The following is a 12101-nucleotide window of genomic DNA, read 5'->3' as shown; positions in this document are numbered from 1 at the left end:
GGAGCACCGGGCGCCGCGTCGGCGTCTCGTCAGAGGGGCGGCAGGCCGCGCTCGTACCCTTCGACCTCGTAATGCTCCAGCATGCTCGACACTCGGTCCCGACTGTTCCCGCTCAGGAACGGGATCGCGGCCGTCAGATACCGGCGAGAGTCGAGCAGACCTTCCAGCACCGTGAAGTACACCGCGCCAGACGAGTGCATTCCTGGGATGTTGTACACGTCTTCCACGAGGTCGAAACACCGCCGCAGCAGATCGCTGTCGAGCTCCTCCTTCTCCAGAGCGGGCTGCAAGAGCTCCCTGGTCAGCAGGTCAAGCAGATTCTCATAGAGGTCCAGACCGCTGTCCGTCGTCGGTGGTGCCTCGCCCGCCCGAAGCCCGTACTTCTCCTCCACGAGCGGCCTTGCCTCAGGAACGCGCTCCACCAGAAGGGTGAGGAAATCATCAGCCGTGATCACTGGGGTTCACTCCTCTCGCCGTTCAGGCAATGGCTGGCGCAGGGCATCCCTCACCCCACAGCACGCACCGGACACCATAACCGTTATTCATTTCGTCGGACACCCCAAATGGATCAAGAAGTGACTCCACGGCGGATTTCGAAGCTTCTTCCCACCCGTACTTATAGACGTTCACCGGATACGAGGCCACCGAGGCACCTGTACCCACAATCCCGAATGCCTTGCCGAAGCCTCTCAGGTTCTGAGGCTTCCCCACGGGCTTGGGAGCCTTGAACGGTACCTCCTCGAACACCTGGCCCGTAAGCTCTGACAGCGCCGTGGATTTCAGCACCGCGCTTCTGGACTTCAGCATGGCCAAGCCACACGGGGCCCTGTCTGCACCGCAGCCGGGGCCCTACCTGTGGGCAGCGGAAGTCGAAATGGTCTCAGCGAGTGCACAGGTTAGCGAGTCCAGGGATCATCGCCGTCGTCGGTGAAACATTCTGGCCAGCCACCGGTGCCAGATGAGTGCTGTGGCTATGCCGACGAAGGCCAGGAAGCGTTCAGGCTTGCGTTCGTAGCGGCGGTGGAGGCTGCGGAAGCCGGCCAGCCAGGACATCGGTCCGCTCAAACGACCCACCGGTGCCGGACGCGCCACTGATCAGGCAGGCCAGGCCCGGGGACCGGGTCGGTGCGGTCATGTTGCGAGCACGAGGTCGCCGAGATCGCACGGACAATGGCAATCGTTCGGCTTAAGGCTGATCTTCTCGGCAGCGGGTTGTCTCGGTTGCCACCCCTCGACTCCACCAACCTCCGTTAGGACAACCCCAGGCTACGTCGTCCCGGACCCGGCGGCGCGGAGCCCTGCGTAGTCGAACGGCGGGCGGAGGGCAGATGGGAAGCCCGGCTCAGTGGTAAGTAAGCCCGCAGCTGACGACGTGCGTCTGCTTCTGGGCGAACTGCGGTTCGCTGTCGGTTGTCCACACAACACCTAATGATCAACAGCGGGCCCTCGCCGAGCACGGGCCGGCGCCAACTCACATGCCGCGGTCAGCTCCGGAAAGAGGAGCCAACCCCGGCATCGAGTCCGTAGTCGCTTTCCGTTACCTCAGGCGATGGCGATCCGCGGGTGGGCGCCCGGGCGGATCCAGACCATGATCTTGTCCATCGTCGTGCGCGGGATCGACACGCAGCCGGCCGTCGCTCCTGCCCCGTTGACGTGCAGGAAGATGCCGGCTCCCCGGCCCGGGGTGGCGGGCCAGCGGTTGTAGTTGATGACCAGCGCCTTGGCGTACTGGGTCCGATAGTTGATCAGGTGCTCGCTGCCCCGGTCGCCCGCCTCGGTGAGCGGGAAGTCCGCGCCCTGTTCGCCATGCATCGAGTTGTAGAACTGCGATTCGGGGTCCTCCACCCACCAGTCGTCGGAGTCGACCACGTGGTACGGCATGCTCGTGCCGCCGGCCTCGACGCCGAAGCCCTCGGTGATGGTGTATGTGCCCGACGGCGTGGTGTACGTGCCCTGTTGGCGCGTCGTCCCGTCCGTCACGCCCTTGGACCCGACCCGACCAGCGCTCGTCGCGAACTGCGCCTTCCAGCCGGAGGATCCTTTGGACCAGGCGGTGACCGTGGCGTAGGAACCGCTCGCCTTGACGGTGATGATCTGGGTCGCGTCGCCCACCTGGACGGGGACGGGGAAGTTCGGCGCGCTCGTAGTGGTCGAACTCTGCGTGCCCCCGCTCACACTGCCGGTCCGGGCCGTTGACGACGTCTGCTTCGGTGACGCACCGACCGTGGGCTTGACGGAAGCGGAAGCGGACGCGGACGACGAGGCGGAGGCCGACGAGGACGGCGCAGCGGTGGCTGACACGGACGCCGAGGGCGATGCCGAAGAGGACGGCGACGCGGACCCGCTCGCCGAGTCGCCGGGCGTCGCGGTGGAGCCGGTCGCCCCGTCCGCCACCTGCTCGGCGGCCGGGGCGTCGCCTCCGTCGCTTCCGCAGCCGGACACGAGGAGCAGCGCCCCGCCGGCGGCAGTCACGGCGAGAAGTCTGCGGGCACGAGGGAGGAGAGTCTGAGGGCGGGCCGGCGTGGATGTTTCGGGCAGCACGAGAGAAACCTTCGAGAGCTAGGAGCCGAGGAGGCAGGAAGGGAAACGGGGTTCAGGGAGGAGGACCGGGTCGGGACTCAGCCCTGCGTTCGACCGGCCGTCGCGCGAAGCGTGCCGGCGCAGGTGGCGCGCCCGAAGGACCCGGTGGCCGTGGCGCTCTGGACGTGGCTGCCACGGATCGCGAGGGTGCAGCGCGCGGTGCCGCCATCCTTGCCGAGCAGGATGCCGATGAGCGGGTCCTGGCCGACCGGGATGTCGACGGTCGTGCGCCAGGGCAGCCGCGCACCCCTGACCACGGTCGCCTGCCCGGACTCATTGCGGGCCTGGAACGTGAGGTCGGCGATACCGGTGCCGGTCACCTCGTAGGTGACGGAGGCGGTGGGAGTTGACGGACGTACCGCCTCCTCGCCCCCGCCGCCGTGTCCGAGGACGCCGTACAGCAGCAGTCCGCCGCACACGGCCAGTGCGGCGCCGGGTATCAGCAACCCGGCACGGCCGGGACGCGGACGGGCGGCGGTGGCGGACGAGGGCCTCGCATTTCCCGGCACATTCCGGGATTCCGGTGTTGCCCTCGCCTTTTCGCATGCATTTTTGGCAGCGCTGTCCGAAAGTTTTTCCTCGCCCACGCGAATTCCCTTTCTACTCCGGAACCGGCTCCTTATATGCGATGACGTGGAGCGTTCGCAAGTGTGGGGATAAATCGGGCGCCGATGTTGCGAGAATGGCGAATTGTCGGACTTATGACATCGCTTGACATGGCGTCATCTGAGTGATTACAACCTGCGGCGCCGCTACGTCTGGCCTGCTCATCGGCGCACGCCGGATGTTTTCGGACACCTGTTATGACGTCGTAGAAAAGGAAAGGGTTGCAGTGATAACCACAAGGGGCAGGCTTATTGCGTGCCTGGTTGTGGCCGCGCTCACCAGTAGCGCGCTACCCCAGGTCGCATACGCGGCGCCCGCATCCGATGACGGCGACGGCAAGGGAATTGCCAGTGCCGTGAAGAGCTGGTTCACAGACGATGACGAGCGCACGATCGAGACACCACGGTCGCATGACGAGCTCGGCGTGGCCGACCGGCAGAAGCTGCCGAAGGGCACGAACGCGACGAAGGCCTTACGCGTCAAGGAGCTGACGGACCGGCGCACTTCCAGCGCCCGCTTCTGGCAGTTGTCGGACGGCCGGGTCCAGGCGGAGCTGTCGGCGGTGCCGACCTCCTACCGGGACGCGGGTTCGCCGTCCTGGAAGGCGATCGACACCACGGTCCGGTCCTCAGGCGCGCAGGGCTTCGATTTCGCCAACACCACCAACGAGGGCCGCAGCTGGTTCGGCTCCGACGCCGGCAGGCTGGTGCGGTTCCAGGCACCAGACGGCCGTTCGGTCACCCTGGGCCTGGTGGGCGCGGGCAAGAAGCTGAAGCCCGAGGTCAAGGGCTCGACGGTCACGTACCGGGACACCGTGGGCGGCGCCGACATCGAGTACGGCGTCGGTCCGGGTCGTGTGAAGGAGAACATCACCCTCGCCGAACCGCCCACCGGTCCGCTGAAGTTCGCTTTCAGCCTGGATACCGCCGGCCTCACTCCCAAGGCCCGCAGGGATGGCTCGATCGCGCTGTACGGCGAGCTGCCGAACACCCCGGTGATGGTGATCCCGGCGCCGTACATGACGGACGCGAAGAAGGCGGACGCGTCCGTCTTCGGGAAGACCTACAGCACGCGCGTCACCCAGCGGCTGACCCGCGACGGTGACCGCTGGAAGTTGACCGTCACGCCAGACGCCGCGTGGCTCGCGGCGAAGGAACGGCAGTATCCGGTCGTCATCGACCCGACGATCACGATCGCGCCTTCCCCGACGGATTCGCAGGACGCGATGGTCCTGTCGGACCAGGCGTCCACGAACTTCAACACCACGTGGAAGCTGGCTGCTGGCAAGACCGACACCGGCATCGCCCGTTCGCTGATCAAGTTCCCGCTGAGCGAGATCCCTTCGGGTACGAAGATCGACTCGGCGCGTCTGGAGATGTACTACGACCAGGCGCACACCACCAACGCCAACGACGTCACCATCGGCGCCTACCGGGCGACCGGCACGTGGGACGAGGCCACGGCGAACTGGACCAACACCAGCTCTCTGGTGGGTGAGCTGTCCGGCACCAGCGTCCAGGTCGACGACGGCGACGCCGGCACCACCGCGGCGACCGGCAGCTGGCCTCTGTCGACGTCGTCGCTGGCGCAGTACGGCATCGGCGCCGACTACCGCGCGAACAAGGACTCGGTCGCCGGTGACACGTACACCTGGCAGCCGAAGATCCCCGAGACGGCGTCGTACCGCGTCGACGTGCACTACGTCGCCGCCACGGACCGCGCCACCAACGCCCCGTACACAGTGACGTCCAAGGACGGCACCGCCACGTACACGGTGAACCAGCAGACCGGCACCAATGGTGTGTGGGCCTCACTGAACAACGGCTCGCAGATCAACTTCAACGCGGGTACGACGGGCAAGGTCGTCCTCGGTGACGGCCCCGCCTCCACCTCGACCGCGGTCATCGCGGACGCGGTGCGCTGGGTGGACCCGGCGTCGATCGTGAAGAGCGCCGGTGCGTACAACCAGTGGCACAGGTTCCCGGTCACCGACACCGTCCAGGGCTGGCTGAACGGCACGTACGCCAACAACGGCTTCGTGCTGAAGGCCGCCGACGAGTCGTCCACCGCCCCGACCGGCGGCCCGCGCTACGAGGCCGGCGACGGCGACTACGGTGGCGAAGACTCGACGATCCCGCGGCTGACCGTCACGTACGGCAAGGTCGGCACCGCCCTCAACTCGCCCACGGTGATCCACTCCACGGGCCCGGAGCTGTCGTGGAAGGCCTACGGCAACACCACCGGTGACACCGGCTACGACATCGTCGAGTACCAGCTGCACCGCTCCACGCAGCAGGCGTTCACGCCGTCCGCGGCGACCCTGGTCGCGCCGATCGACAAGAGCGTCACCGCCTACACGGACACCACCGCGACCCCGACCCCGGACTCCTCCTCCGCGGAGATCGGCCGGGCGTACTACTACCAGCTCGCGGTGAAGACGAAGAACGGCCAGCTTCTCGGCTCCCCGACCCGCGTCGTGGGCGTGCCGAAGGCGGGCCGCACCATGCGGCTGATCCAGGGCACCACGGGAGTCGCCGACACCACCCTGTCCTCCGCCCAGCCCACGACGAACGAGGACACCATCCAGTCCTTCGGCGTCGGCCAGAAATGGCTGGAGGTGGGCAACAACTCCACCACGTACGGCAAGGCCCGCGCGGTGATGGACTTCACCACCACCGCCATCCCGACCACGGCCACGGTCCTGGAGTCGCGGCTCTTCCTGTGGGGCGCGGAGACCACCACCGACACCAACGGCGCGATCTACGAACTCCACGGCCTGAACAAGGACTTCACCGAGACGCAGGCCACCTGGAACAACGCCACGTCGACCACGGCATGGACGGCCGCCGGCGGCGACTACTCAGGCACCGTCTCCGACACGGTCGCCCAGGTCTCCGAGGTCGGCCGGCACTGGTGGGACGCCACATCGCTGACCCAGGGCTGGATCAAGACCCCGACGTCCAACCACGGCGCCCTGATCAAGCTGAAGGACGAGTCCACCACTGGCCCGCAGGAACGCACCCTGTTCCTGGCCTCGGAGGCGTCCGACTACCAGCTCGGCCCGCTGCTGCGGGTGATCTACGTCGACTCCACCACGGACGACACATACTACGCGCCGACCACTCCGGCCCGGATGACCCCGAACTCCACGTACACGGTGGACTTCACGGTCACCAACACCACGTCGAGCGCGTGGGCGGCCGGTGAGCGCGTCCTGTCGTACACCTGGAAGCTCCCGGACGGAACGGACATGACCACCGGCGGCAACCAGGCGTCCACGGCCATACCGGCCCTGTCACCGGGCCAGTCGGCGACGATCCAGGCCACGGTGAAAACGCCGATCAACTCCGACTCGGGCAGCAAGCGCACCGAGTACGTGCTCGGCTGGGACGTCAAGAAGGTCTCGGACGGCAGCTGGCTGTCGGTGACGAACACCTCGATCCCGCCGCTGAAGCAGAACGTGGCCGTCGAGGACCCGACCTCCAACGCGCTGGGCCTGGAGAAGTTCTACTCCTACACCGGCAAGAACACCGGCGCCGGCTCGACGGTGATGAACAACCTGTCCTCGGGCAACAGCGTGTGGTCGTACAACGCGTTCACCAACCCGGGCCGCGGTCTGACGACCTTCGCCCGGTTCGCGTACAACTCGCTGGACACCTCTGACACGGTCACCGGTGCGGGCTGGTCGGCGCAGCTGGCGGGCCCGATCCGGCTCGGCGCGCCACTGGAGTTCCACCCCAAGCCCAACCCGACCGAGATCCGCCTGCCCGACGGTGACGGCACCACGCACGTCTTCACCAAGCAGCCCGACGGCAGCTGGAAGGCCCCCGCGGGCGTCCATTACAAGGTGACGGCCAAGGCGGGCCTGGACTGCACCCCGGACAAGGACCCGGTGCCGGACGCCTGGACGCTGCTGCGCCCCGACGGCACGCGCTTCCTCTTCGGCTGCGACGGCTACCTCACGTCGATCATCGACAAGAACGGCAACACGCAGACGTACACGTACGAGGAGCGCAAGTCCAACAACAAGCCGACGAAGTTCCTCACTTACATCACCGACCCGGCGGGCCGGCAGTCGCTGACGGTCGACTACTACAAGAAGGGCGACGCGTCGTACGACTACATCGACGACACGGGCGCCAAGATCACCGGCAGCAACCTGACCAACTCCAAGATCTACGACCACATCAAGTCGGTCACGGACATCTCGGGCCGCAAGGTCTCCTTCTTCTACACGACGAAGGGCCTGCTGGGTCAGTTCATCGACGGTGACGGCTCGTCGCAGCCGAAGGTCTTCAAGTTCACCTACGACGCCACCCAGGGCAACAAGAACGTCAAGCTGGTCAAGGTGACCGACCCGCGTGGCAACGCAACGCAGCTGACGTACTACGCGCCGCAGACCGGTGACGACCCGAAGTACCACTGGTGGACGAAGACCGTCACCGACCGTCTCGGCGGAGACACCGGCTTCGTGTACACGGCCGACACCGCGAACACCAAGTTCACCGACACGACGGTGATGGACGCCGAGTCGCACGCCACGACGTACGTGACGGACGACTTCGGCCGCCCGGTCCAGACGACGAATGCCAAGTCCCAGACGACGAAGATGTCGTGGGACGCGGACAACAACGTCACGTATCTGGAGGAGGACAACGGGGCGAAGACCGCGTACTGCTACGACCAGAAGACGGGCTATCCGCTCTGGCAACGCGACGCGGAGAACAACAAGGCCGGCGTGCCGGACCAGACGGCCACCTGTGTCTCCGACACCACCAAGTGGCCGGCGAACGCGGCGAAGTACGAGTACCAGACCCGCGCCGACGGCTTCTCGGCCGACCTGTTCCGCAAGACGTCCCCGGAGGGCCGGGCCTGGCAGTTCGGGTACGACACCTTCGGAAACCTGAAGACGGTCACCGACCCCAAGGGTGTCGCGACCACGACGGCGGGTGACTACACCACGTCGTACGAGTACGACGCCTACGGTCAGCTGACCAAGGCGACGGACGCCAACGGCAACCCGACCACCAACAGCGGCTTCGGCCCGACCGGCTACCCGGCCACCATCACCGACGCACTGGGCAAGTCGACCACGTTCGTCTACGACGAGCGCGGCCAGGTCACCGAGTCCAACGACGCACTCGGGAAGAAGACCACGCAGACGTACGACACGTTCGGACGGCCACTGGTCAACACGGTGCCCAAGGACCAGGCCGCGGGCGTACTGATCACGACACCGGCGCCGGTGTACGACGCCAACGACAACGTCACCGCCTCCACCGCACCCAACGGCGCGGTCTCGACGGCGGTGTACGACGCGGCGGACGAGATCACCGAGGCGACCGCGCCCAAGGACACCACCACCGGGCCGGAGCGCAAGTCCGTCTACACCTACGACAAGGTCGGCAACCTCAGGACGACCACCGAGCCGAAGGGCAACGCGACCACCGCGGACCCGAACGACTTCATCACCACGAACAACTACGACGAGATCTACCAGCTCACCGACGTGGTCAACGCCGCTGGTGACAAGGTCTCCTACGCGTACGACAACGTCGGCAACGTCACCACGGTCATCGACCCGAAGAAGAACACGACCGCGGACACCACCGACTACACGTCGAAGACCGCCTACGACCTCAACCACCGGGTCACCACGGTCACCGACGCCGCGGGCAAGACCACCAGCCGGTCCTACGACAAGGACTCCCTGGTCGTCTCCTCCACGGACGCCGAGAACAACACCACCGAGATCACCTACGACGAGCGCGGCAAGCAGACCCAGGTCAAGGTCCCGTACACGGGCACCAGCCCGAGCATCACGTACCGTACGACGAAGTACGAGTACGACCAGGTCGGCAACACCACCAAGGTGATCACCCCGCGCGGTGTGGACACGGCCGCCGCGGACGACTTCACCGCCCGTACCGAGTACGACGCGCTGAACCGTCCGGTCAAGCAGTTCCAGCCCTACGACCCCGCCGACACCCGCTACAACAACCCGAACGTCTACACCCAGACCGTGTATGACGCCGTGGGCCGGGTCGCGAAGACCTCGATGCCGCCGTCGGAAGGTCAGACGGTCCGCAACGACACCACCTACAGCTACTTCGACAACGGCTGGGCGAAGTCGTCCACCGACCCGTGGGACATCGTCACCACGTACGACTACAACGAGCTCGGCAAGCAGACCGCCCGCACGCTCACCTCGGCCGGCGGCTCTTCCAACCGCACGATGTCGTGGTCGTACTTCCCTGACGGCAAGCTGAAGTCCAAGTCGGACGACGGTGTGCCGGTCGGCAGCGCTGTCGTGCTCGTCGATAACTCCGACACCCAGAACACCACCTCCACGGGCACCTGGACCAAGGGCAATCTGACCGGCCAGCAGGGTTACGACCACCAGGTCCACGCCGCCGGCACCGGCACGGACGCCTTCACCTGGACCCTCAACATCCCCAAGGACGGCACCTACACCGCCTACGTCAAGTACCCCCAGGTCACCGGGGCGGCGACGACAGCGAAGTACACGGTCACACACTCCACCGGCACCACCGACAAGACCATCAGCCAGGCCGCCGGCGCCGGCACCTGGGTCAGCCTCGGCTCGTACACCTTCACCCAGGGCAACACCGCCAAGCTCCAGCTGTTCCAGAACAGCGCGGGCGCGGTCGTCGCCGACGCGGTCAAGCTCGTCCGCGACAACGCGGGTGACGCCGACGCGGAGAAGAAGACCTTCGCCTACAGCTACGACGTCAACGGCAACCTGACCTCGATCGACGACACCTCCTCCGGTGCCAAGATCGACACCTACACCATCACCTACACCGGTCTGAACCAGCTCGCGAAGGTGACCGAGGCGCTGGCCGGCCAGGAGAAGAAGTCCACCTCCTACACCTACGACGCCAACAGCCAGGTGGAGACGGTCACCCACCCCGACCAGTACTCCAAGTACACCTACGACCTGCGGGAACTGGTCAAGACGGTCTCCGTCGGCAAGACGGCGACCGACGCCAGCCCGAAGGTCACCAGGTACACCTACACCGACCGCGGTCTGAGGCTGCAGGAGACCAAGGCCAACGGCAACACGGTCGACTACACCTACTACCTCAACGCAGCCCTCAAGACCCAGGCCGAGAAGAAGCCCAACGGCACCCTCGTCTCCTCCCACACCTACGCCTATGACGCCAACGGCAACAAGGCACAGGACGTGGCGAAGAAGATGAACGCCGACAACCACGCGGCGTACCTCGACTCCACCACCGACTACACCTACGACCCGGCCGACCGGCTCGCCAAGTCGGTCAAGACCGGCAACGGAGCCGGCACCGAGACCTACGTCCACGACGACAACGCCAACGTCATCAGCCAGACGGTCAAGAGCACGTCCACGACGTACACCTACGACCGCAACAGGCTGCTGAGCGCAACAACGTCCGGCGCCTCCGCCAGCTACAACTACGACCCCTTCGGCCGCCAGGAGTCCGTCACCAGCGGCGGTCAGGTCATCGAGCGGAGCGTATACGACGGCTTCGACCACGTCATCGAGAGCAGCAAGCTCGACGGCGGGTCCATGAAGACCACGAAGTACACCTTCGACCCGCTCGACCGCACCACCTCCAAAACCGCCGACGGCAAGACCACCGACTTCACCTACCTCGGCCTGTCCAACGAGGTACTGAACGAAGAGGTCGCTGGCGTCCTGACCAAGTCGTACCAGTACAGCCCGTGGGGCGAGCGCCTCTCCCAGGTCAAGCGCAACACCGACGGCACGACCGAGGACGGCTACTACGGCTACAACAGCCACACCGACGTCGAGACCCTGACCAGCAGCACCGGTGACACCGAGGCCACCTACGGCTACACCGCCTACGGCAACGACGACACGTCCGAATTCACCGGCATCGACAAGCCCGACACCGCCAACCCGACGCAGGAGGCTTACAACCCCTACCGCTTCAACGCCAAGCGCTGGGACGCCCAGTCCGGCACCTACGACATGGGCTTCCGCGACTACAACCCGGGCTTGAATCGCTTCACCACCCGGGACACTTACAACGGCGCCCTCGCCGACATGGGGCTCGGCGCCGACCCGTACACCGGCAACCGCTACGCCTTCACCGGCGGAAACCCGACCAGCCTGGTCGAGTTGGACGGGCACAGACCGGATGATGGCGGGCGTTACATCTGCTCAAGCTGCTCAGGGGACGCCAAGAAGCTCTACGACTCCCTCTGCGCAAAGTGCTATTTCGCGCAGTTCAACGGAGCCCACGACACGGCAACTCTGTTGATGGCGGGATACCTGATGAGCATGCAGCCTGGCGGAGCAGGCGAAGTATCCATGGATCTCAGCGCCTCTGGAGGCCCCACCGATTCACGCAACTATATTGAAGGCGCCGGCGGCGGAGGGGGAACCGGTAAAGCGGATCTCATCTACTGGACCGCAGACACCGTGTACATCTGGGACTCGAAGAAAGCGGGCAACGAGGAGCGCAAGGGGAAGAGAGAGGTAGAGAGGTACGTCAAGTTCCTGCAGAAGCAGTTGAAGAAGAACGGGGATAATCGAACCGTGAAGGCGGGATTCACTCTTCCCGGCGCAGCTTCCGTCAATTTTCAGAAGCCAGAGGAGTGGGTGACCGCAAGGTCATCATCGGTCTCGTCATCGGTTATTGCGTACGAACAGTGGGATCGCACACCCCGAGCGAATCCACTTCCTGATCCCGTCACGGTTCCACTACCCGTCGCCGAACCCAAACCTCTGATCAACACGGACAACATGGTCGAAGGATTCAGGGACTGGTGGCACCGCAACATCGAGAACCACGACTGGTCGCAGAGCCCATTTTCTCCCGGCTCGGGTGCACCGATTCCGGTCGTCCCGCTGGCTCCGGTGTTCTAGCCATGTCTGCCCGTAGCTA

General features: G+C 65.7%; 6 protein-coding genes and 1 pseudogene. 2 read left to right on the top strand and 5 right to left on the bottom strand.

Annotated features, from left to right (window positions below; genetic code table 11):
- Positions 1-29 precede the first annotated feature (29 nt).
- From ACWEJX_RS26625 to ACWEJX_RS26610, 4 genes and pseudogenes are all read right to left on the bottom strand, one after another.
- Entirely contained in the window at positions 30-455 is a 426-nt protein-coding gene (locus ACWEJX_RS26625; RefSeq protein ID WP_451609934.1) for a hypothetical protein, read from the bottom strand.
- 22 nt (positions 456-477) lie between these two features.
- Complete coding sequence (locus tag ACWEJX_RS26620; protein WP_451609933.1) at positions 478-813, bottom strand: hypothetical protein; 336 nt, start codon at positions 811-813, stop codon at positions 478-480.
- A gap of 99 nt (positions 814-912) precedes the next feature.
- A pseudogene (locus ACWEJX_RS26615) lies at positions 913-1082 on the bottom strand (IS5/IS1182 family transposase); the annotation flags it as partial.
- 460 nt (positions 1083-1542) lie between these two features.
- Complete coding sequence (locus ACWEJX_RS26610) at positions 1543-2175, bottom strand: L,D-transpeptidase family protein (protein ID WP_451609932.1); 633 nt, start codon at positions 2173-2175, stop codon at positions 1543-1545.
- Positions 2176-2230: 55 nt separating this feature from the next.
- Between ACWEJX_RS26610 and ACWEJX_RS26605 the strand changes: the two genes are divergently transcribed.
- The gene (locus ACWEJX_RS26605) at positions 2231-2509 is read left to right on the top strand and encodes a hypothetical protein (RefSeq protein WP_451609931.1); all 279 of its coding nucleotides are present in this window, start codon (positions 2231-2233) and stop codon (positions 2507-2509) included.
- Between the two features lie 109 nt (positions 2510-2618).
- Here the strand turns inward: ACWEJX_RS26605 and ACWEJX_RS26600 are convergent, their stop codons facing one another.
- Entirely contained in the window at positions 2619-3026 is a 408-nt protein-coding gene (locus ACWEJX_RS26600) for a hypothetical protein (RefSeq protein WP_451609930.1), read from the bottom strand.
- 1385 nt (positions 3027-4411) lie between these two features.
- On the opposite strand from ACWEJX_RS26600, the gene ACWEJX_RS26595 reads away from it, so the two are divergent.
- A complete protein-coding gene (locus ACWEJX_RS26595; RefSeq protein WP_451609935.1) occupies positions 4412-12082 on the top strand; it encodes a golvesin C-terminal-like domain-containing protein in 7671 nt (2556 codons plus the stop codon).
- Positions 12083-12101 lie beyond the last annotated feature (19 nt).

This window comes from Streptomyces sp. NPDC004788 (assembly GCF_053601115.1).
The sequence above is the reverse complement of the archived record's forward strand: the minus strand, read 5'-3'. Positions and strand labels throughout refer to the sequence as shown.

Excerpts from the sequence above, each read along its gene's own strand:
- ACWEJX_RS26595 (WP_451609935.1), top strand. The coding sequence starts at position 4,412 with ATGGTCCTGTCGGACCAGGCGTCCACGAACTTCAACACCACGTGGAAG.